General features: G+C 63.5%; 21 protein-coding genes. 9 read left to right on the plus strand and 12 right to left on the minus strand.

What is annotated here, in order from left to right:
* Nucleotides 1-92 precede the first annotated feature (92 nt).
* Nucleotides 93-959: a transcriptional regulator HexR gene (hexR, locus tag AC2CQI_RS20695; RefSeq protein WP_075805795.1), complete on the plus strand. Its 867-nt coding sequence runs from the start codon at nucleotides 93-95 to the stop codon at nucleotides 957-959.
* A 209-nt stretch (nucleotides 960-1,168) separates the two neighbouring features.
* Entirely contained in the window at nucleotides 1,169-1,387 is a 219-nt protein-coding gene (locus AC2CQI_RS20700) for a PA3496 family putative envelope integrity protein (protein WP_484577735.1), read from the plus strand.
* Here the strand turns inward: AC2CQI_RS20700 and AC2CQI_RS20705 are convergent.
* Nucleotides 1,329-2,276 carry a LysR family transcriptional regulator gene (locus AC2CQI_RS20705; RefSeq protein ID WP_178392063.1) on the minus strand — a complete coding sequence of 316 codons (948 nt, stop codon included), beginning with the start codon at nucleotides 2,274-2,276 and terminating at the stop codon, nucleotides 1,329-1,331. The genes AC2CQI_RS20700 and AC2CQI_RS20705 overlap by 59 nt on opposite strands.
* Nucleotides 2,277-2,480: 204 nt before the next feature.
* Here AC2CQI_RS20705 and AC2CQI_RS20710 point away from each other — a divergent pair, with 204 nt between their 5' ends.
* The 4 genes from AC2CQI_RS20710 (at nucleotide 2,481) to AC2CQI_RS20725 (ending at nucleotide 7,510) form a co-directional block, all read left to right on the plus strand.
* Nucleotides 2,481-3,896 (plus strand): acetyl-CoA carboxylase biotin carboxylase subunit, encoded by a 1,416-nt coding sequence (locus tag AC2CQI_RS20710; RefSeq protein ID WP_484577736.1) that lies wholly within the window; start codon nucleotides 2,481-2,483, stop codon nucleotides 3,894-3,896.
* 10 nt (nucleotides 3,897-3,906) lie between these two features.
* Nucleotides 3,907-5,715, plus strand: a complete 1,809-nt coding sequence (gene oadA, locus AC2CQI_RS20715) for a sodium-extruding oxaloacetate decarboxylase subunit alpha (RefSeq protein ID WP_484577737.1) — start codon at nucleotides 3,907-3,909, stop codon at nucleotides 5,713-5,715.
* A gap of 200 nt (nucleotides 5,716-5,915) precedes the next feature.
* Nucleotides 5,916-7,235 carry a type II toxin-antitoxin system HipA family toxin gene (locus AC2CQI_RS20720; protein ID WP_484577738.1) on the plus strand — a complete coding sequence of 440 codons (1,320 nt, stop codon included), beginning with the start codon at nucleotides 5,916-5,918 and terminating at the stop codon, nucleotides 7,233-7,235.
* A complete protein-coding gene (locus AC2CQI_RS20725; RefSeq protein WP_075805800.1) occupies nucleotides 7,232-7,510 on the plus strand; it encodes a helix-turn-helix domain-containing protein in 279 nt (92 codons plus the stop codon). The genes AC2CQI_RS20720 and AC2CQI_RS20725 overlap by 4 nt, the downstream gene beginning before the upstream one ends.
* A gap of 92 nt (nucleotides 7,511-7,602) precedes the next feature.
* Here the strand turns inward: AC2CQI_RS20725 and AC2CQI_RS20730 are convergent, their stop codons facing one another.
* Entirely contained in the window at nucleotides 7,603-8,424 is an 822-nt protein-coding gene (locus AC2CQI_RS20730) for an amino acid ABC transporter permease (protein WP_075805801.1), read from the minus strand.
* On the minus strand, nucleotides 8,421-9,242 hold the full coding sequence (locus AC2CQI_RS20735) for an ABC transporter substrate-binding protein (RefSeq protein ID WP_484577739.1): 822 nt from the start codon (nucleotides 9,240-9,242) through the stop codon (nucleotides 8,421-8,423). The genes AC2CQI_RS20730 and AC2CQI_RS20735 overlap by 4 nt, the downstream gene beginning before the upstream one ends.
* A 106-nt stretch (nucleotides 9,243-9,348) precedes the next feature.
* On the opposite strand from AC2CQI_RS20735, the gene AC2CQI_RS20740 reads away from it, so the two are divergent.
* The gene (locus tag AC2CQI_RS20740) at nucleotides 9,349-10,248 is read left to right on the plus strand and encodes a homocysteine S-methyltransferase family protein (protein ID WP_484577740.1); all 900 of its coding nucleotides are present in this window, start codon (nucleotides 9,349-9,351) and stop codon (nucleotides 10,246-10,248) included.
* 4 nt (nucleotides 10,249-10,252) lie between these two features.
* On the opposite strand, the gene AC2CQI_RS20745 is transcribed toward AC2CQI_RS20740, so the two are convergent.
* Genes AC2CQI_RS20745 through AC2CQI_RS20755 form a run of 3 tightly spaced genes read right to left on the minus strand, consistent with a single transcriptional unit; the run spans nucleotide 10,253 to nucleotide 12,034 of the window.
* Nucleotides 10,253-10,927 (minus strand): GNAT family N-acetyltransferase, encoded by a 675-nt coding sequence (locus AC2CQI_RS20745; protein WP_484577741.1) that lies wholly within the window; start codon nucleotides 10,925-10,927, stop codon nucleotides 10,253-10,255.
* A 14-nt stretch (nucleotides 10,928-10,941) separates the two neighbouring features.
* Complete coding sequence (locus AC2CQI_RS20750; RefSeq protein WP_075805805.1) at nucleotides 10,942-11,391, minus strand: GNAT family N-acetyltransferase; 450 nt, start codon at nucleotides 11,389-11,391, stop codon at nucleotides 10,942-10,944.
* A 13-nt stretch (nucleotides 11,392-11,404) separates the two neighbouring features.
* Nucleotides 11,405-12,034 carry an FMN-binding negative transcriptional regulator gene (locus AC2CQI_RS20755; RefSeq protein ID WP_484577742.1) on the minus strand — a complete coding sequence of 210 codons (630 nt, stop codon included), beginning with the start codon at nucleotides 12,032-12,034 and terminating at the stop codon, nucleotides 11,405-11,407.
* A gap of 92 nt (nucleotides 12,035-12,126) precedes the next feature.
* Between AC2CQI_RS20755 and pdxR the strand changes: the two genes are divergently transcribed.
* A complete protein-coding gene (pdxR, locus tag AC2CQI_RS20760; protein ID WP_484577743.1) occupies nucleotides 12,127-13,647 on the plus strand; it encodes a MocR-like pyridoxine biosynthesis transcription factor PdxR in 1,521 nt (506 codons plus the stop codon).
* Nucleotides 13,648-13,752: 105 nt separating this feature from the next.
* On the opposite strand, the gene AC2CQI_RS20765 is transcribed toward pdxR, so the two are convergent.
* From AC2CQI_RS20765 to aspA, 5 genes are all read right to left on the minus strand, one after another.
* The gene (locus AC2CQI_RS20765; RefSeq protein ID WP_484577744.1) at nucleotides 13,753-14,856 is read right to left on the minus strand and encodes a polyamine ABC transporter substrate-binding protein; all 1,104 of its coding nucleotides are present in this window, start codon (nucleotides 14,854-14,856) and stop codon (nucleotides 13,753-13,755) included.
* Nucleotides 14,853-15,899 carry a histone deacetylase family protein gene (locus AC2CQI_RS20770; RefSeq protein ID WP_484577745.1) on the minus strand — a complete coding sequence of 349 codons (1,047 nt, stop codon included), beginning with the start codon at nucleotides 15,897-15,899 and terminating at the stop codon, nucleotides 14,853-14,855. Before AC2CQI_RS20770 ends, AC2CQI_RS20765 begins: the two co-directional genes overlap by 4 nt.
* Nucleotides 15,900-16,126: 227 nt before the next feature.
* On the minus strand, nucleotides 16,127-17,104 hold the full coding sequence (locus tag AC2CQI_RS20775) for an AraC family transcriptional regulator (protein ID WP_484577746.1): 978 nt from the start codon (nucleotides 17,102-17,104) through the stop codon (nucleotides 16,127-16,129).
* A gap of 52 nt (nucleotides 17,105-17,156) precedes the next feature.
* Nucleotides 17,157-18,140, minus strand: a complete 984-nt coding sequence (locus AC2CQI_RS20780; protein ID WP_484577747.1) for an asparaginase — start codon at nucleotides 18,138-18,140, stop codon at nucleotides 17,157-17,159.
* Nucleotides 18,141-18,300: 160 nt separating this feature from the next.
* Nucleotides 18,301-19,725 (minus strand): aspartate ammonia-lyase, encoded by a 1,425-nt coding sequence (aspA, locus tag AC2CQI_RS20785; RefSeq protein WP_075805812.1) that lies wholly within the window; start codon nucleotides 19,723-19,725, stop codon nucleotides 18,301-18,303.
* Between the two features lie 182 nt (nucleotides 19,726-19,907).
* On the opposite strand from aspA, the gene AC2CQI_RS20790 reads away from it, so the two are divergent.
* Nucleotides 19,908-20,837, plus strand: coding sequence for a LysR substrate-binding domain-containing protein (locus AC2CQI_RS20790; protein WP_075805813.1), 930 nt, complete (start codon nucleotides 19,908-19,910; stop codon nucleotides 20,835-20,837).
* Here the strand turns inward: AC2CQI_RS20790 and AC2CQI_RS20795 are convergent.
* On the minus strand, nucleotides 20,818-21,450 hold the full coding sequence (locus AC2CQI_RS20795; protein WP_484577748.1) for a hypothetical protein: 633 nt from the start codon (nucleotides 21,448-21,450) through the stop codon (nucleotides 20,818-20,820). The genes AC2CQI_RS20790 and AC2CQI_RS20795 overlap by 20 nt on opposite strands.
* Nucleotides 21,451-21,511: the final 61 nt, after the last annotated feature.

Raw genomic sequence — 21,511 nt, forward strand, 5'->3', positions numbered from 1 at the left:
TCCTGTCTCGTTTAGCTGGGCGGTTCGCCGGTCATGTAGTATAACTACAAGATTGCTACAACCGGCCAGCCGATCATAACCGAGTCCAGCCATTGAATCTGTTGCAACACATCGCCCAGTCGCGCCACCTGCTGCGCAAGTCGGAACTCAAGGTTGCCGATCACGTCCTGCTTGACCCTGCGGCGGTCATGCATAGCTCCATGGCTGACCTGGCTCACAGCGTCGGCATCAGCGAACCGACCATCGTGCGTTTCTGCCGGGCCATTGGCTGCTCGGGCTTCCAGGACCTGAAACTCAAGCTGGCGCAAAGCCTGGCCGCTGGCGCCAGTTTCGGCCAGTTCGCGATCCATGAAGACGACTCGGTCGCCGACTACAGCCTGAAGATCTTCGACACCACCCTGCATACCCTGATGGAAGTGCGCGAGCACCTCGATCCGGAGGCCCTGCAGCGCGCCGTGACCGCCATGGCCCAGGCCCAGCGGGTCGAGTTCTATGGGTTCGGTGCGTCGGGGGCGGTGGCGGCGGATGCCCAGCACAAGTTCTTCCGCCTGCTGCTCAGCGCGGCGGCCTATTCCGACCCGCACATGCAGGCGATGTCGGCGGTGACGTTGAAGCCGGGTGATGTGGCGGTATGCATCTCGCAGTCCGGCCGTTCCAAGGACCTGCTGATCACCGCGAACATCGTCCGTGAAAGCGGCGCCAACCTGATCACCCTGTGCCCGAGCCAGACCCCGCTGGCCGAGCTGTCGACGGTCAACCTGGCCATCGACGTGCATGAAGACACCGAGATCTACACCCCGCTGACCTCGCGGATCGCCCACCTGGTGGTGATCGACGTGCTGGCGATGGGCGTGGCCATGGCCCGCGGGCCGAGCCTGGTCAACCACTTGAAGAGTGTGAAGCGCAGTTTGCGCAGCTTGCGGCTTTCGCCGAAGTCCTTGAAGAACATGGAAGACTAAACGGAGCTTCAATTTTCAGCTTCAAGCTGCAAGCCATAAGCGGCAAGAAAAAGCGGCCTCAGCGCCGACGGGCTCTTTCTTATGGCTTGAAGCTTGGGGCTTGAAGCTGCGGTTTCACACCCCTGTCACCCTCCCGCCGTCAAACCGTCAACTTCGCGATTCAGTCTGAAACTCCCGTAAGCGTAAGCACTCGATCAGGGAGATATGAAATGGCTCGTGACTTCGATGGCTCGTATCAACCCAGCGCCAAATCCCGCAAGCAGCAGGAAAAAGACCAGCGTCGCATGGAATACCGCCGCGCGATCGAAAGCTGGTCCGAACAGCGCCGGCTGCTTCAGGACATCACCGATTTCGGCGATCTGCAAAGCTTCAACGTATGGCAGGTGTCGGCGGCAGAACCCCGGAGAAGCGCTCAACAAGCCCGCTGATCTGCGCACGTTCGCTACGAATGAACGCAAGAAAGGCCAAGGCCACCGGCGATTGCCGCTTGGCCTTGGATTGCACCACGCACCAGCTGCGATACAGCGGCAGTTCCTCCACCGGTAGCTCGCGCAACACCCCGGTGGCCAGTTCCAGGTTCAGCGCATGACGGGTCAGCAGGGCAATGCCCAAACCCGCAATGACGCATTCGCGCTGGGCATCGGCCGAGGCCACTTCCAGCGTCTGGGTGAAGTGCACGCGCTTCTCCTTGAAGTACTCCTCGCAGGCCTTGCGCGTGCCTGAGCCCTGCTCGCGGACCAGCAGGGTATGCGGCTCCAGGTCCTGCAGGCGCAGGCTGTCCAGCCTGCACAGCGGATGATCCGGCGGGGCGACGGCGACAATGGGGTTGTTGAGGAACGGCAGGAACTCCAGGCCCATGTCCTGCGGGACCATGGACATGATGATCAGGTCGTCGCGGTTGTCGGAAAGACGGCGGATCGCCTGGGCCCGGTTGACCACGGTCAGGGTCAGGTTGACCTCCGGATGCAGCTTCTTGAACGCCGCGAACAGGTGCGGCACGAAGTACTTGGCGCTGGACTCCACCGCCAGCTTCAACTGACCCTGCAGCGAGCCCTGCATGTCGGACAGCTGCATGTCGAGGCTTTCCAGGCGGCCAAAGATGTCGCGGCTGGCGCGCTGCAAGGCTTCGGCGGCCTCGGTCAGGTAGAGCTTCTTGCCGACGTATTCGAAAAGCGGCTGGCCGACCAGTTCTTCCAACTGACGGATCTGTAGACTTACGGCGGGTTGCGTCAGCGCCATCTCCTCTGCCGCCCGGCTGTACGAACGCAAATCACACACTTCATTGAAGATCTGCAATTGACGCAATGTCATACGCATCAATGACTTACGCACGTTATCCCCAGCCCTGTGAAAAACCTTGTTACCGCACTATAAGCAATTGCTAATGGAGCCCCTAATAATTATTGATTTTTGTTTATTCACACACGGCGCTAGGGTGATTGCACGACTGGCCAGGTGATTCTGGTCACGCGCCGACCCGCCAATTCGGGTCGATTGTCCAGCGGCTTTGGGAAGACTCCAGTGATAAAAAAAATCCTGATCGCCAACAGGGGTGAAATCGCAGTCCGGATCGTGCGGGCCTGCGCCGAGATGGGGATTCGCTCGGTGGCGATCTATTCCGACGCCGACCGTCACGCCCTGCACGTCAAACGCGCCGACGAGGCCCACAGCATCGGTGCCGAGCCCCTGGCCGGCTACCTGAACCCGCGCAAGCTGGTGAACCTGGCTGTGGAAACCGGTTGCGACGCCCTGCACCCCGGCTACGGTTTCCTCTCGGAAAACGCCGAACTGGCGGATATCTGCGCTGAACGTGGGATCAAGTTCGTCGGCCCGGCCGCCGAAGTCATTCGTCGCATGGGCGACAAGACCGAAGCCCGCCGCAGCATGATCAAGGCCGGCGTCCCGGTCACCCCGGGTACCGAAGGCAACGTCGCCGATATCCACGAAGCCCTGCAGGAAGGCGACCGCATCGGTTACCCGGTGATGCTCAAGGCCACCTCCGGTGGTGGCGGCCGCGGTATCCGCCGCTGCAACAGCCGCGAGGAGCTGGAACAGGCCTTCCCGCGGGTGATTTCCGAAGCCACCAAGGCCTTTGGTTCGGCGGAAGTCTTCCTGGAAAAATGCATCGTCAACCCCAAGCACATCGAAGCCCAGATCATTGGTGACAGCTTCGGCAACGTGGTGCACCTGTTCGAGCGCGACTGCTCGATCCAGCGCCGCAACCAGAAGCTCATCGAGATCGCCCCGAGCCCGCAGCTCACCCCGGAACAGCGCGCCTACATCGGCGACCTGGCGGTGCGTGCGGCCAAGGCGGTCGGCTATGAAAACGCCGGTACCGTGGAGTTCCTGCTCGCCGAGGGCGAGGTGTACTTCATGGAAATGAACACCCGGGTGCAGGTGGAACACACCATCACCGAGGAAATCACCGGCATCGACATCGTTCGCGAGCAGATCCGCATCGCCTCCGGCCTGCCCCTGTCGGTCAAGCAGGAAGATATCCAGCACCGCGGCTTCGCCCTGCAGTTCCGCATCAACGCCGAAGACCCGAAGAACAACTTCCTCCCGAGCTTCGGCAAGATCACCCGTTACTACGCCCCCGGCGGCCCCGGCGTGCGCACCGACACGGCGATCTACACCGGCTACACCATTCCGCCGTTCTATGACTCCATGTGCCTGAAACTGGTGGTCTGGGCGCTGACCTGGGAAGAAGCCATGGACCGCGGCCTGCGCGCTCTGGACGACATGCGCGTGCAAGGGGTGAAGACCACCGCCGCCTATTACCAGGAAATCCTGCGCAATCCGGAATTCCGCAGTGGCCAGTTCAACACCAGCTTCGTGGAAAGCCATCCGGAACTGACCAACTACTCGATCAAGCGCAAACCCGAAGAGCTGGCGCTCGCCATCGCCGCCGCCATCGCCGCGCATGCAGGCCTGTGAGGAACCCATAATGTCCAAGAAAATTTTCGTAACCGACACGATCCTGCGCGACGCCCACCAGTCCCTGCTGGCCACCCGCATGCGCACCGAAGACATGCTTCCGATCTGCGACAAGCTCGACAAGGTCGGCTACTGGTCGCTGGAAGTCTGGGGCGGCGCGACCTTCGACGCCTGCGTGCGCTTCCTCAAGGAAGACCCGTGGGAGCGCCTGCGCAAGCTGCGCTCTGCGCTGCCCAACACCCGCCTGCAGATGCTGCTGCGCGGCCAGAACCTGCTGGGCTACCGCCACTACAGCGACGACGTGGTCAAGGCCTTCGTCGCCAAGGCGGCGGTCAACGGCATCGACGTATTCCGCATCTTCGACGCCATGAACGACGTGCGTAACCTGCGCGTCGCCATCGAAGCGGTGAAGGCTGCCGGCAAGCACGCCCAGGGCACCATCGCCTACACCACCAGCCCGGTGCACACCATCGACGCCTTCGTCGCCCAGGCCAAGCAGATGGAAGCCATGGGTTGCGACTCGGTGGCGATCAAGGACATGGCCGGCCTGCTGACCCCGTTCGCCACCGGCGAGCTGGTCAAGGCGCTGAAGGCCGAGCAATCGCTGCCGGTGTTCATCCACTCCCACGACACCGCCGGCCTGGCCGCGATGTGCCAGCTGAAAGCGGTCGAGAACGGCGCCGACCATATCGACACCGCCATCTCCAGCTTCGCCTGGGGCACCAGCCACCCGGGTACCGAATCGATGGTCGCCGCGCTCAAGGGCAGCGAGTTCGACACCGGCCTGGACCTGGAACTGCTGCAGGAAATCGGCCTCTACTTCTACGCCGTGCGCAAGAAGTACCACCAGTTCGAAAGCGAATTCACCTCTGTGGACACCCGCGTCCAGGTCAACCAGGTGCCAGGCGGCATGATTTCCAACCTGGCCAACCAGCTCAAGGAGCAGGGTGCCCTCAACCGCATGAACGAAGTGCTGGCGGAAATCCCGCGGGTGCGTGAAGACCTCGGCTTCCCGCCGCTGGTCACCCCGACCTCGCAGATCGTCGGCACCCAGGCTTTCTTCAACGTGCTGGCCGGCGAGCGCTACAAGACCATCACCAACGAAGTGAAGCTGTACCTGCAAGGCGGTTACGGCAAGGCCCCGGGCGTGGTCAACGAGCAACTGCGGCGCCAGGCCATCGGCAGCGAAGAGGTCATCGACGTGCGCCCGGCCGACCTGCTCAAGCCGGAAATGACCAAGCTGCGTGCCGACATCGGCAGCCTGGCCAAGTCGGAAGAAGACGTGCTGACCTTCGCCATGTTCCCGGACATCGGGCGCAAGTTCCTCGAAGAGCGCGAAGCCGGCACCCTGACCCCTGAAGTGCTGCTGCCGATTCCGGAAGCCGGCGCAGTGGCCTCGGCCGGTGGCGAAGGCGTACCGACCGAGTTCGTCATCGACGTCCACGGCGAAACCTACCGCGTCGACATCACCGGTGTTGGCGTCAAGGCCGAAGGCAAGCGTCACTTCTACCTGTCCATCGACGGCATGCCGGAAGAAGTGGTGTTCGAACCGCTCAACGAATTCGTCGGCGGTGGCGGCAGCAAGCGCAAGCAGGCCAGCGAGCCGGGCCATATCAGCACTTCCATGCCGGGCAACATCGTCGATGTGCTGGTCAAGGAAGGTGATGTGGTCAAGGCCGGTCAGGCTGTGCTGATCACCGAAGCGATGAAGATGGAAACCGAAGTGCAATCGCCGATCGCCGGCAAGGTTGCCGCCATCCACATCGCCAAGGGCGACCGCGTGAATCCGGGCGAAATCCTCATCGAGATCGAAGGCTGAGACAGCCTTCGGCGGTAAACGGTTAACCTCATTGGGGAGCGAATTGCTCCCCTTTTTTTATTCTGGCGATCTGCATTTAAATGCAGTTATACCGCCAGATTTTTCATTTATCTGCACTTTAATGCAGATATATACCGTGTTTTCCTCGTTGAATTGCACTATATTGCAGATCAGTCAATTCAAAGCTGACAGAGGCCGGCATGTACACCTTGACCCTCCAGCTCTACGCCCAGGGTAAATGGCAGGACGCCATGGCCTTGAATTTTGCCGAGCCTGAGAAAGGCTTTCTCAGCCCCTGCCAGTACGGTTACACCTCGGCGTACGTGGGCGCCAATCTGGATGCCTATGAAAGTGCGTTCGACAAGGCGGTCAGTGTCAGGTTGCCGGTGGATTTCGGTCCTCAGCATGGCAAAAAGGCCCCGGCCTTCCTGCATGACATCGCGCCGTCCGGCGCCGCCAAGCGTTTTCTACTCAGGCATATGGGCCGGGAAAAGCCGGAGGGCCTGGCTGACGACCTTTTCCTGCTGGCGCGCAGCACCCCGGCACCGATCGGCAATCTGCGCATCAAGGAGTCGATGGAAGGGCTGGATACCACGGCGCCCATGGGTTTCAGCTTCGATGATGTGGTCAGCCGCGATCAGCGCTTTCTCGAATACGCCTACGAGCAAGGCGCGGCCATTGGCGGTGCGACGGGCGCGGGTGGCGAGGCGCCAAAGCTGTTGCTGACCGAAGCGGGGGACGGGCAGCTCTATCCGGACGCGGTGCTGAAGGATGACCGGGCTGCCTGCCACTGGTTCGTGAAGTTCGCCCGCAACCAGGCGCTGGACAATGACCAGACCATCCTGCGTGCCGAGTACCTGTACTACAAGGCACTGCAAGCCTTGGGTATCGACACGGTGGCGACGCCCGAGCTGGCGCTGAAGGAGGGCCATAGGCCCAGCCTGTGGATGAAGCGCTTCGACCGCCGGATCGGTGTCGAAGGCGTCGAGCGACTGGCGGTGGAGTCGGTGTATTCGCTGGCTGGAGTCACCGAGCCGGGTAGCCGGATGGACCATCTGGAGGTTATCCAGGCCCTCGCCGGCCTGTGGATAAAAGCCGGGCAGAAGGACCAGGTGCCTGACCTGGTGGCGGAGTACCTGCGCCGCGACCTGATCAACAAGATCCTCGGCAATTCCGACAACCATGGCCGCAACACCGCGATCATCCGCAGCGATGCCCAACTGCGGCTGGCGCCGATCTACGACCTGGCGCCCATGGTGATGGATGCGGAAGGCATCACCCGCACGACCAAATGGGCTTCGCCCGTGGAGCGAGGCGGCGAGGTCGATTGGCGCGCGGCCTGCCAGTTGCTGGCGCCGCTTGTGGACCCGCAACAGGCATTCGAACGTCTGCGCCAGGATGCCCGGGGGTTGATGGCCTTGCCGGATTTGCTGGTGGGCTTGCCGGAGGTGGTCATGAACCACCCGGCCATCGCTTTGAAGAACCTTGAACAACGTATGAAAGGCTGGGGATTGCTATGACGGTTTCGATCGAGATTCGCGCTTTGCTGATCGAAGGCGTATTGCAGGGGATTGCCGATGGCTCGCTGGAACTGGGCCCGGCGGTGCGCAAGTTGCGGGTGGAAGTGGCGAAGCTGCAGCAGACCCAGTTTGCAAGGATGTGCAGGATTTCCGTGCGGACCCTGATCCAGATCGAGCAGGGGGAGGGAAATCCGACGCTCAATTCTTTGAATTCAGTGTTCCGGCCGTTCGGGTTGCAGATGGGGGTTCTGCGGCGGCCTGATAGATTGAGGTGATCTTTAGATCATCGCTGGCAAGCCAGCTCCCACAGGTACGGTGCATGCAGGACCTTGTGGGAGCTGGCTTGCCAGCGATGCAGACGCCGCGGTTACCGCTCGAAGCCTTTGCCGAAATGCCCCTCCAGCCGCGCCTGCACCAACTCCAGCGCCACCGACAGCAACCAGTAGATCAACGCCGCCGTGGTCAGCATCTCCAGGTACCGATAGCTCGAGCGCCCATACGACTGGGCCAGGAACATCACTTCCCACACCCCCATCACCGAGATCAGCGACGAGTCCTTGAGCATCGAGATGAACTGGTTGGCCCCCGGCGGGATGATGGTGCGCATGGCCTGGGGCAGGGTGATGTGCCAGAAGATGGTCGCCGGCTTCATGCCCAGTGCCAGCGCCGCCTGGCGTTGACCGGGAGCGACGCCGAGGATGCCGGCGCGGAAGATCTCGCTGAGGTAGGCGCCATAGTTAAGCGACAGGGCGATGATCCCGGCACTGATCGCCCCAGGCACCAGGCCGATCTGCGGCAGGCCGAGGTAGATCAGCAGGATCTGGATCAGCAGCGGCGTACCGCGGAAGAACGAGGTGTAGAAGCTCGCCACCCCCAGCAGCACCGCGCTGCTGGACAACCGCGCCAGCGCTGCGGCGAAGCCCAGCGCCACCGAGCAGACCATCGAGCACAGGCAGAGGAACAGGGTCAGCGCCGCACCCTGGAGGAAGCCGTTCGGGCCGAGCTTGAAGCCGGCCAGGTTGGGAAATTTCTCGAGGATGATCGAAAACTTCAGATCGAAACTCAGGAAGAATCCGACGAAAACCAGCAGCAGGACCAGCCAGGTCAGGTACAGCCGCGTCCGGAAGCCCGGTAGCGGCAGGCCCGCGCGCGAGGCGACGGGCTTGGGCGAGGGTTCGTGGGCACTCATTTGCTGATATCGGCGCCGATCCACTTGTTCGACAGCTTCGCCAGGGTGCCGTCAGCCTTGAGCTGGGCGAAGACCTCGCGGACCTTGGCGTCCCACTCGGCGTCGCCTTTCTCGATGGCCACCGAGTTCGGCTCTTCATACAGCGGCGCACCGGCCAGCTTGAAGCGCTTGTCTTCATTCAGGCGCGGCTGGGCGGTGACCAGGTTGGTGAGGATGGCATCCAGGCGCACGCCGGCACCGAGGCCCAGGTCCTGGAAGGCGACGTTGTCGGTGTCGTACGGGGCGATCTGCACGGCCTCGAACGGGTAGTCGATCTTCTGCTCCTCGGCACCTTCGATCACCAGGTTCTTGTTCAGGTAGCTCTCGTAGCTGGAAGCGCTGGTCAGGCCGACCTTCAGGCCGTTCAGGTCCTTGGCCGCGTGGATGCGCTCGTCCTTGGCGTTGACCACGATCACCGCCGGCGAGGCGTAGTACTCCACCGGGAAGTCGAAGACCTCGGCGCGCGCCTTGCTCGGGGTCATGGAGCAGATGCAGATGTCGTAGCGCCCGCTCCAGCGGCCGGCGGCGATCACGTCCCAGGACGGGGTTTCCAGGCGCAGCTTGACGCCGAGCTTCTCGGCCACGGCCTTGGCCACATCCACATCGAAACCATCCAGCTGGTTCTGCTCATTGAGGAAGGAGAACGGTGGATAACTTTCCATCAGCACGTTGACCAGTTCCTTGCGGGATTCCACACGGTCCAGGGTGGCGCCGGCGAAGGCTTGGGTGGCAGCGGTCAAGGCCAGCAGGCCCGCGCCCAACAGGGAGGAAAGTTGCATGGGAATCACCGGAAAAAGTTGTAAGAAAAAACGTGACAGGTATTAAATAGTTATAAGTAAACGAGAACTAATAAGTTTTATTTCTATTCTTAGAAGCAGGTGTTATATGGGCGAAAAGTCGTTGGTCATTCTCGATGGCGGCATGGGCCGGGAACTGGCGCGCCGTGGGGCGCCGTTCCGCCAGCCGGAGTGGTCGGCGCTCGCATTGAGCGAGGCGCCGGAGGCGGTGGTGGCGGTGCATCGGGCGTATATCGATGCCGGCGCGCAGGTGATCACCAGCAACAGCTACGCCGTGGTGCCTTTCCATATTGGTGAGGAGCGCTTCAAAAACGAAGGCCGCGCCCTGGCCAGTACCGCCGGGCAACTGGCGCGGGCGGCGGCGGATGCCGGGCCGCAGAAAGTCCGGGTCGCAGGTTCGCTGCCGCCGCTGTTCGGTTCCTACCGTCCGGACCTGTACCAGCCCGAGCGGGTTGCCGAAGTGCTGACCCCGTTGGTCGAGGGCCTGTCCGAGCATGTCGACCTGTGGTTGGCGGAAACCCAGAGCGCCATCGCCGAGGTCCGGGCGATCCGCGCTGGTCTGCCGCAGGACGGCAAGCCGTTCTGGGTCTCCTTCACTTTGCAGGACGAGGATGTGGATAACGTGCCGCGCCTGCGTTCCGGCGAGCCGGTCAGCGCAGCGGCCGAAGCCGTGGCGGCGCTGGGGGTGCAGACCCTGCTGTTCAACTGCAGCCAGCCGGAAGTGATCGGCGATGCCATCGATGCGGCCCTGGCGACCTTCCAGCGCCTGGCTGTGGATATCTCCGTCGGCGCCTACGCCAACGCCTTCCCGCCACAGCCGAAGGACGCCACTGCCAACGACGGTCTCGATGAACTGCGCGAAGACCTCGACCCGCCGGGCTACCTGCAGTGGACGCAGAACTGGCGCCAACGCGGCGCCAGTCTGCTGGGTGGTTGCTGCGGTATCGGCCCGGAGCATATCGAGCTCCTGGCCAGGCAGCTGAAGTAAGCCCTTACGCTTCGGTGCGACAGGCTTCCAGCGTCCTGAGCTGACCCTCGGGACGCTGGTTGTCGGCACTCAACCAGCGCTCGTAGGCGGCGGCGATCGCCGGCCATTCGTCGTCGGTGATCGAATACCAGGCCGTGTCGCGGTTCTGGTCCTTGACCACCATATGCTTGCGGAACACCCCTTCGTAGGTGAAGCCGAAACGCTCCGCCGCGCGCTTGGAGCGGGCGTTGGCGTTGTTGCACTTCCACTCCAGCCGGCGATTGCCCAGCTCGAACGACAGCTTGCTCAGCAGGTACACCGCCTCGGTGCCCTTGGGCGTGCGCTGCATCGCCGCGCCGAAAGCGATATGCCCGACCTCGATACGGCCTTGGGCCGGCACGATGGACATCAGGCTAAGAATGCCCTGGACCTGCCCGCTGGCCAGGTCGATCACGCTGTAGAACAGCGGATCACGCCCGGCGGCATTGCCCTCCAGCCATTGATCGAACGGCGCGCGCTCGGTGAACGGCCCATAAGGCAGGTAGTCCCACAGCTTGCCGTCAGACTCGCGGCCCTGCAGCACTTCCCAGAGATCGTCGCCATGCCGGCGCGGATCGAGCTTTTCCAGGCGGATAAAGCGGCCGGTCAACGGCTCGGCGTGCGGCTCCCTGGCCGGATGCCAGTTCAGATTGTTGCTCATCGATGCACCTCGGCTTACGGAATCTGTTTGCGGAACTGGATGAAACCAGGGCGCTCGGCGACCTGTTCGTACAGGGAAATTGCCGTGGCGTTGGTCTCGTGGGTCAGCCAGTGGACCTTGACGCAACCGGCTTCGGCGGCCTTGGCATAGACATGCTCGATCAGCTGGCGGCCGATGCCCAGGCCGCGCTGGTTGCCGTCGACGTAGAGATCCTGAAGGTAGCAGGAGTTTTCCACAGACCAATTGGAACGATGGTAGATCCAGTGGACCATGCCCACCGCCTCGCCATCGACCCAGGCCAGGGCGGCGTTGGTCGGTTCCGCCGGATCGAGGAAGCGCTGCCAGGTCACGGCGCTGACCGTGTCGGCCAGGGACGTCTGGTAGAAGCGCAGGTACGCCTGCCATAGCGGGTACCACGCGTCGTGGCTGGCGGCGGTAACCGGGAGAATCTGGACGTTGGGCATGTGACGCATTCCTTCAGGGTTGCTGCATCAGGGCAGCGAGGTTGTTGTCCAGCGGGTCGGCGCTGGCGGCAAGGCCGCTGCGTACGCCCTCGTGATCGATGGCCGAGCGGTTCTGGCTCAGCTTGCGGTTGCATTGCAGGCGCTCGATGGGGATGGCGAAGCCGACGATGGCCTTGAGCATGCCGTCGAGGTAATCGGCGGGCGCGTCGTCCACCGACCAGGGACGCTCGCGGCCCTGCTCGTGGCGGTCGCTGAGGCGACGGACGATCTCCAGCAGCGGCTCGGCTTTGTGGAACACCTCCGGAATGCCCCAGGCATGCACGGCGACGTAGTTCCAGGTCGGCACGGTGCGTGGGTCCTCGGCCTTGCTCGGGTAGAAGCCGGGGCTGACATAGGCATCGGCGCCGGGGAACACCACCAGCACCTCGGCACCGCTTTCCAGCTCGCGCCATTGCGGGTTGCCCCGGGCCAGATGGCCGTAGAGCGTGCCCTTGGCGCCTACCTGCGGATCCAGCAGCAGCGGCACGTGGGTGGCTTGCAGGCCTTGTTCCCCCTGGGTGACCAGTACGGCCAGGCGGGTGTTGCCGATGTGTTCGTGCAGGCTGTGCAGGTCGTCGTCTCTGAGGGCGCGGGGCGTATACATGGAGAATTTTCCTTGGCGAATGGCCTCATCCTAGGCAGGCTATTGGTTCAGTGTAAGAGCCATTACAGGCCAATTTTCTGGGTCCAATCGCCATGATCGAGCCGTCCGTTTCCCTGCCTTTCGATCCCACCGGCATCGTCCTCGACCGCCGCCTGGGCCTGACCCGCCAGCTTTACCAGGCCTTGCGTGCCCGGGTGCTGGACGGGCGCCTCGGCAGTGGCACGCGTTTGCCGGCGAGCCGCGACATGGCGGCGATCCTCGGCCTGTCGCGCAACAGCGTGGTGCGTGCCTACGACCAGTTGTACGCCGAAGGCTTTATCGAAAGCCGGGTCGGCGACGGGACTTACGTCAGCCAGCTGCCGAAACTATCCACAAAAGTATCCACAGGGTTATCCCGGGGTTTATCAACAGGGTTATCCACATTTTCGGCGGAAAATACTGGCAATTCATCCAGTAAAGTTATCCACACTGCTCCGATTTTTCGTCTTGAAAACCATCATTTGCCTACACCGCGCAGTGGTCCGCCCCGGGCATTTCGCGTCGGTGTACCGGCGTTCGACCTGTTCCCGTTCGAGGTCTGGGCCAAGCTGCAGGCGGGTTTCTGGCGAAATCCGCCTGCGCAGGTGCTGGGCTATGGCGATCCGGCGGGGGAACCGCTGCTGCGGGAACTCATCGCCGCCTATTTGCGTCGTTCGCGGGGGCTGTCCTGTACGCCTGAGCAAATTGTGATCACCACCGGAGCGCAGCAGGCGATTAGCCTTTGTGCACAGTTGCTGTTGGAGCCGGGGGTGGGGGTGGCTGTGGAAAACCCGGGGTACCGCGCGGCGGGTTGTGCCTTCGGGGTGACGGGGGCCAAGGTGCATGGGGTGGCGGTGGACAGCGAGGGCCTGGACTGCACAGCGCTGGATGCGTTGAAGGGCTGCCGGATGGCCTATGTCACACCGTCGCACCAGTATCCAACCGGGGTGGTGATGAGCTTGGCGCGGCGCCTGGAACTGCTGGCCTGGGCCGAGCGCAATGATGGCTGGATCGTCGAGGACGACTACGACGGCGAGTACCGCTACAGCGGCGCGCCCCTGGCGCCTTTGGCGGCGCTGGACCGCAGCGGGCGGGTGTTGTACGTCGGGACCTTCAGCAAGGTGGCGTTCCCGGCGTTGCGTTTGGGGTACCTGGTGTTGCCCAGGCAGCTGGTGCAGCCGTTTTCCCGGGCGAGGGCGGTGATGGTGCGGCATTCGGAGGCGGGCACGCAGACGGTGATGGCGCAGTTCATGGCCCAGGGGCATTTCCAGCGGCATATCCGGCGCATGCGGCGGGCGGCGTTGAGTCGCAGGAATGCGCTGATGGCGGGCTGGCCTGTGGATATTCCCGGGGTCGGTGGCTTGCCGGAGATGGTGGCGGGGCTGCATGTGAAGGTGGATGTGGATAACCCGGAGCGGGAGAGCTGGCTGGTGGAGAAGGCGCTGGAGGCCGGGGTGGAGCTGAATGGGTTGGGGGATTACTGGTTGCCGGGGACTGTGGATAAGACGGCGGGGCTGGTGCTGGGGTTTGCGGCGGTGGGGGAGGCCGGGATTGCCGAGGCTTTGGGCAAGTTGAGGAAGGTGTGGAAGGGGTAAGAATGTGTGGTGTTCTTCAGGGCCCTATCGCTGGCAAGCCAGCTCCCACAGTGTCCGTGTGGGAGCTGGCTTGCCAGCGATGAGGCCATCAGCAACACAGGAGATCTAGGTCCCGGCCTTGATCTTGGTCCAGGCCCGGGTCCGTGCCCTTTCCGCATCGCGACCCAACGGCTGCAAGGTATACAGCTTGGTCATCGCCTCCGCCGTCGGATACAGGTTCGGGTTGTTGCGAATCGCCGGTGCAACCAATTCCGTCGCATCCTTGTTCGGGTTCGGATACCCGACGAAATCACTGATCGGCGCAATCACCTTGGGCTGCAGCAGGTAGTTGATGAACGCATGGGCATCCTCGGGGTTCGCCGCGCCCTTCGGAATCGCCAGCATGTCGAACCAGATCGGCGCGCCTTCCTTCGGCAAACGCATATCCACCACCACGCCGTTCTTCGCTTCGATCGCCCGGTTGGCCGCCTGCGAGAAGCTGCCCGAGTAGCCCACCGCCACGCAGATATCGCCATTGGCGATGTCGGCCATGTATTTCGAGGAGTGGAAGTAGGTGATGTACGGACGGATCTTCAGCATCAGCGCTTCGGCTTTCTTGTAGTCCTCGGGCTTGCTGCTGTTCGGCGACAGGCCCAGGTACTGCAAGGCCAGCGGCATGATTTCCGACGGCGAATCGAGCAGTGCCACGCCGCATTGCTTGAGCTTGGCGATGTTCTCTTCCTTGAAGATCAGGTCCCAGCTGTCCACCGGGGCGTTGTCGCCCAGGGCGGCCTTGACCTTGGCCGGGTTGAAGCCGATCAGCACGGTGCCATACATGTACGGCACGGCGAACTTGTTGCCCGGGTCATTGGCTTCGATCAGCTTCATCAGGGCCGGGTCCAGGTGCTGCCAGTTCGGCAGCTTGCTGCGGTCCAGCGGCTGGAACACCCCGGCCTCGATCTGCTTGGCCAGGAACACGTTGGACGGCACCACCACGTCATAGCCGGAGTTGCCGGTCAGCAGCTTGGCTTCCAGGGCCTCGTTGGTGTCGAAGATGTCGTAGACCAGCTTGACCTGGCCATCCTTCTGGAAGTCCACCAGGGTCTGCGGGGTGATGTAGTCGAACCAGTTGTAGACCCGCAAGGTACGCTGCTCGGCGACGGCCTGGAGGCTGCCGGCGAGCAGGGTGGTACACAGCAGGGGGGCGAGCAGGCGCTTGAGTCGGGTCATGCTTGGGCTTCCTGTTGGCTGCGTTCGAAACCTTCGAGAACGTTCACGGCATTGATGCCGATTTCTTCCACCGCGTAGCCGCCTTCCATCACGAACAGGGTCGGCTTGCCCAGGCGCGCGATGCGCTCGCCCATGGCCAGGTAGTCGGGGCTGTCGAGCTTGAACTGGGAGATCGGGTCGTCCTTGAAGGTGTCGACGCCGAGGGACACGATCACCACGTCCGGGGCGTAGGCGTCGATCCGCGCGCAGGCCTGGTCGAGGGCGGCGCTCCAGGTGGCCCAGTCGCTGCCGGCGGGCAGCGGGTAGTTGACGTTGTAGCCCTCGCCGTCGCCTTCGCCGTGCTCGTCGGCATAGCCGAGGAAGAACGGGAATTCCGCCTGCGGATCGCCGTGGATCGAGGCGAAGAACACATCGCTGCGGGCGTAGAAGATTTCCTGGGTGCCGTTGCCGTGGTGGTAGTCGACATCGAGGATGGCCACGCGCTGATGGCCTTGGTCGAGGAAGGCCTGGGCGGCGATGGCGGCGTTGTTCAGGTAGCAGTAGCCGCCCATCACGTCGCTGGCGGCATGGTGTCCCGGTGGGCGACACAGGGCGAAGGCGCTGTGGGCGCCAGCCTGGATCGCCGCCTGGCCGGTGAGGGCGACTTGCGCGGCGCTGTAGGCGGCCTGCCAGGTGCCGGCAGTGATCGGCGCGCCGGCGTCGAAGCTGTAGTAGCCCAGTTCGCCCAGCAGGCTGGTGGGTTTGATCGAGCGCAGGGTGCGGGCCGGCCAGGTGAACGGCAGCAGGTCGCCGTCGCGCTCCAGCTCCGCCCAGCGCGCCCAGGCGCCTTCGAAGAACTTCAGGTAATCGGCACTGTGCACCCGTTGCAGCGGGGCGCGGCCGAAATCGGTGGGGCCGCTGATGGGGCCGATATTGCGCGCCTTGACCCGGTCAAGGACGTGGTCGGCGCGGGACGGCATCTCGAAGCAGGGCTTGAGTTGCCCGTCGATCAGCTCGCAGCGGCCGTGGTGCAGGCGGTGGTCATCGGAATAGATCGTCAGCATTTGTTGTTCTCCGGAGCACTGGCGTTTTTTTCCCGGATGGTGCGGTGCAAAGCGGTGCGGCTGAACGGTGGAAGTGGCCAAAAGGGGATCGATATGGCCAAGGCTGGTGGCCAGGCTTGATTCGGTGGTGCTCCCAATCGCTGGCAAGCCAGCTCCCACAAGGACCGCGCTGCCCTCAAGAACACCACTGAACCTGTGGGAGCTGGCTTGCCAGCGATGAGGCCAGTTCAGACCCTGAAGTGACTGGGGGCTACCCCACTCCAACGCATGAACGCATGCCTGAAACTCGCCGTCTCACTGAACCCCAGCACTTCCGCAATCCGGTAGATCGGCATCTGCCCTTCACCCAGCAACTGCTTGGCCCGCTCGAAGCGTAGCTCGTCCAGCAATTGCTGGTAGCTGCTGCCCATTTCGCCCAGGTGCCGGCGCAAGGTCCGCGACGAGCAGTTCATCTGCCGCGCCAGCCCTTCCAGCCCCGGCGGCGCGACCAGCTGATCGGCGAGCAACTGGCGAATCCGCCCCAGCCAGGCCTGGCGCCCGGTGAACTCCAGGTTCAACTGCCGGCAACGCTCGCTCATGGTCCCGTGGGTCACCCGGTCCGCCAGTGGCAACGGCTGCTCCAGCCAGGCGCGGTCGAAGGCGAAGGCGTTGTCCTCGGCGTCGAAGCGCAGCGGGCAGGTGAAGGTCTCCCCGTACTGCTCGCGGTAGTCCGGCTCGCTGTGGATAAATCGCGCCCCAAGCAGCGGCAGCGGCCGCCCCAGCAGGTCATCGCAGATCACTTTCAGCGACACCAGGCAGAACTCCGCATTGAACGCCGCCAGCTCCGGCTCTTCCCGGTAATCGCTGGCGCTGAACCAGATCCGCTCGCCGTCCTCGATCAGGCGCAGGCGGAAAAGTGTTCCCAGCAGCGCGGGGTAGTGCAACGCCAGGCGCAAAGCGTCACCCAAAGTGGCACTGGAGAGCAGGGCATAGCCGAGCATCCCGTAGGACGACACATGCATGCGCCGCCCCAGCTCCAGGCCGATATCCCGGCGCCGGGCCACGGCGTTGGCACACACCAGCATTTCCTGGCGGGTGGTGATGCGCGAGTCGGCGCGGCCCAGGTCGGCGGCGCTGATGCCGCTGCCCTGGAGCAGGGCTTCGTCGCGGAAGGTCTGCAACACCAGGGAGACCGCGTGCAGGGTAGTCAGGTGGGAGTGCAGCATGCTCGGTTACCGGGCTGATGGACTGTGCGGGAAACGAGCAATTTGCATGCCTTCACGCCAGCTCCAGTTCCACCAGGCGGCGCACGTCCTCGACCGGCAGGCCGCTGCCCAGCAGCCACTGCAATTTGCCGAACGCCGCTTCACGGGTCATGCCGCCACCGGACAGCACGCCCGCTTGGCGCAAGCGGCTGCCCGCCTCGTAGATATCGAATTCGACGCCGCCTTCATGGCACTGGGTGATCGCCACCACCACCAGGTCGCGGGAATGCGCCTGTTCGAGGGCGTGGATAAAGTCCGGATCGTCGCTCGGCCCGGTGCCGCTGCCGAAGCACTCGAGGATCAGGCCCTGGGCACCGCTGTGGATAACTGCCCGCAGCAGATCTGCGGAAATCCCCGGGACCAGGGGCAGTACGGCGATATCCGCAGGCTGACGCGGTTGGCGATAGTCCAACGCGGCGGGCAAGGAAGCGGTTCTACTCAACAGGGCATTGCGCTTGAGCGCCACGAAGGGATTGCGCCCGTAGCTGCGCACCTTGGCAGTGCGCAACGGTGGCAACAACTCACCATGGAAGAACAGCTGTACGCCGGCCGGCTGGCCATTGGTCAGTGCTTGCAGTGACCCCGTGAGGTTTTCCCAGGCATCGCTGTCGTCCACTCCGGCGGGCAGCATCGAGCCGGTGAACAGCACGGGGGCGTCCAGCCCGAGCAACTGGAAGCTCATGGCCGCCGCGCTGTAGGCCAGGGTATCGGTGCCGTGCAGGACCAATACCGCATCACAGCCGGCATCCACCGCCTCGATGATCGCCGTGCGCAGGCGCAGCCAGTACTGCGGCGTCATGTTGGCGCTGTCGATCAGCGGCGCCATTTCCCGGAAACGCCAGGGGGCCAGGTCCGTCCTTGTGGATAACTCCGCGCGCATGCGCTGCTCGAAGCCGGAAGCGGGGGTCAGGCCGTTGGCACCGGCCTGCATGCCGATGGTGCCGCCGGTGTACAGCACCATGATGCTGCGGGCGGGGCGGGGGGACGCCGGGTTCATGCGCCATTCTCCATGGTCGGTCTTGTTCGTAGCCGGCCACGTTACGACATCCGGGACAGATCTGTCAGGCATAAAAAAAGGGCCCGGGGTGTAAGCCCTGGGCCCTCAAAGGTGAGAGGTGTCTAGTCCCTCGACCTGGTGAGACGGTTGTTGCGTGGGGTTACGCCTTCAGCGGAACCAGACGCGGAGCGATCATGTTTTCCGGACGCAGGATGTCGTTGAGCATCGCTTCGTCCAGCAGCTGTTCTTCGCGCACCAGTTCCAGCACGCCGCGGCCGGTTTCCAGGGCGACGCGGGCGATACGGGTGGCGTTTTCGTAGCCGATGTACGGGTTCAGGGCGGTGACCAGGCCGATCGAGTGCTCGACCAGTTCACGGCAGCGCTGTTCGTTGGCGGTGATGCCGACGATGCAGTGCTCGCGCAGCATGTCCATGGCGCGTTGCAGCAGGCGGATGGAGTCGAAGATCTTGTAGGCGATCAGCGGTTCCATGACGTTCAGTTGCAGCTGGCCGCCTTCGGCAGCGATGGTCAGGGCCAGGTCGTTGCCCATGATGGCGAAGGCCACCTGGTTCACGGCTTCCGGGATAACCGGGTTGACCTTGCCTGGCATGATCGAGCTGCCTGGCTGACGCGCTGGCAGGTTGATCTCGTTGATACCGGTACGCGGGCCGCTGGACAGCAGGCGCAGGTCGTTGCAGATCTTCGACAGCTTGACCGCGGTACGCTTGAGCATGCCGGAGAACAGGACGAAGGCGCCCATGTCCGAGGTGGCTTCGATCAGGTCGGCAGCCGGCACCAGCGGCTGGCCGCTGATGGTGGCCAGGCGCTGGACGGCCAGGGCCTGGTAGCCCGGGTCGGCGTTGATGCCGGTACCGATGGCGGTACCACCCAGGTTCACTTCGGTCAGCACTTCCGGTGCCAGGGTGCGCAGGCGGTTCAGGTCTTCGGTCAGGGTGGTGGCGAAGGCGCGGAATTCCTGGCCCAGGGTCATCGGGACCGCGTCCTGCAGCTGGGTACGGCCCATCTTCAGGACGTGGCTGAATTCTTCACCCTTGGCCGCGAAGGCCTGGATCAGGCTGTCGAGGCTGGCCAGCAGGGCGTCGTGACCGAGCAGAAGACCCAGGCGGATCGCGGTCGGGTAGGCGTCGTTGGTCGACTGCGCCATGTTCACGTCGTTGTTCGGGTGCAGGTACTTGTACTCGCCTTTCTCATGGCCCATGGCTTCCAGGGCGATGTTGGCGATGACTTCGTTGGCGTTCATGTTGGTAGAAGTACCAGCACCGCCTTGAATCATGTCCACGACGAACTGCTCGTGGTAGTCGCCACGGATCAGGCGGGCACAGGCCTCGCTGATGGCGGCATGCTTGGCATCGCTCAGGTGACCCAGCTCACGGTTGGCGTCGGCAGCGGCCTGCTTGACCATGGCCAGGGCCACGACCAGCTTCGGGTAGTGCGACAGCGGAACACCGGACAGATGGAAGTTGTTGGCAGCACGCAGGGTCTGGATGCCGTAGTAGGCGTCAGCAGGGACTTCCAGGGTGCCAAGCAGGTCTTTTTCAATGCGGAACGATGCAGCAGCGGACATGATGAGTATCATCTCGAATTAACCCGGCACATGCCGGAATGGCGCCAATCCTAGGGGCGGAACCCATTTGGCGGCCAATGCTGTTGCACGCTAACCTATGCACAAACGGCATAACGTCTCATGTGACGTTTTGTCGACAGCGAGCGTGTTCCATTTTGGTGCATGCTTTTGGAGAGTTTCCGATGAACCTTGAGAGCAAATGGCTGGAAGACTTCAGTGCGCTGGCCGCCACTCGCAGCTTTTCCCAGGCTGCCGAGCGTCGTTTTGTGACCCAGCCGGCTTTCAGCCGGCGCATTCGCAGCCTGGAGGCGGCACTCGGCCTGACCCTGGTCAACCGCTCGCGCACACCCATCGAGCTGACGGCTGCGGGGCAACTGTTCCTGGTCACTGCCCGCACGGTTGTCGACCAGTTGAGCGAAGTTCTCCGCCATTTGCATCATCTTGAAGGCGGGCAAGGCGAGGTTATTCAGGTTGCGGCGGCGCACTCCCTGGCGCTTGGTTTCTTCCCGCGCTGGATCGCTCAGTTGCGTAACGATGGCCTGAATATCGCCACGCGCCTGGTGGCGACCAACGTCGGCGATGCCGTGCATGCCCTGCGCGAAGGTGGCTGCGACCTGATGCTGGCGTTCTATGACCCGGATGCTGCCTTGCAGATGGATGCGGAGATCTTCCCGTCCCTGCACATGGGGCATACCGAGATGCTGCCAGTATGTGCCGCCGGACCCGACGGCCAGCCCCTGTTCGATCTGGAAGGCGAGGGCAGCGTGCCGTTGCTGGCCTACAGTGCCGGTGCGTTCCTCGGGCGTTCGGTGAACCTGTTGCTGCGCCAGCGCAACCTGCGCTTCACCACGGTCTACGAGACCGCCATGGCCGACAGCCTGAAAAGCATGGCCCTGGAAGGCCTGGGGATCGCCTGGGTGCCGCGGCTGTCGGCGCGGGCCGAGCTGGAGCGGGGCGAACTGGTGATTTGCGGCGGTCCCCAATGGCATGTGCCACTGGAGATCCGCCTTTATCGATGCGCCTTGGTACGCAAGGCCAATGTGCGCTTGCTCTGGCGCAAGCTGGAGTCGGGGCTGCAGGAGTCGGCACCGGTCAGTTCCCCGAGCGCCTGAGGTAGCGGGCGATATTGGCGCGGTTTTCCTCGGAATAGCGGTAGCAGTGCGAACGCAGGTCGAAACGGTCGGGGAACATGTAGGTTTCGCAGAACCAGCCATTGAAGCCGACGCGCGCCGCCTCGTGGGTGGCGCTCAGGGTGTGGCCCAGCTCGTGGCCGGCGGTGGCGTAGGACTGGATCGAGGCGATCGCTGCGTGTCCGGTCTGGTGGGCCATGCCCAGGGTGTCCTCGCTGTGATCCAGGTGCCGGCCGGTCAGCAGCAGGTACTTGTTGTCGATGATGCCGCCGGGTGCGTTCTGTTGCCGACGCCAGGCCCAGACCGCATCGGACCAGGTGGCGAGGGTCGCGGAAGGCAGGTTGCTGCGGTAATCGAGGTCGGTCAGGCCAGGGATATTGCGCTGGAAGCGCAGGTGCACGGGCATGTCGATCACCTCGCGCATTTCCTGCAACCAGGGGTCGAGATAATCCGCCTGCAGTTGCCGGTCGGGCACGTCGGCCAGGTCGTCGTGGGGAAAGACCCACACGGTCAGGCTGCTCTCGGCCGTGACGAAGGCGGCGTGGTACAGCGCGGCGAAAGCCAGGGGCAGGGTGGTGCGAAGTCGTTTGCGCATAAGGTCGTCCTTGACGTTGGGCTGGAATGCGCCTCGACAGTAGTCCCCAAGCCCCGGGCCA

Source organism: Pseudomonas sp. P2S-1, assembly GCF_057197725.1.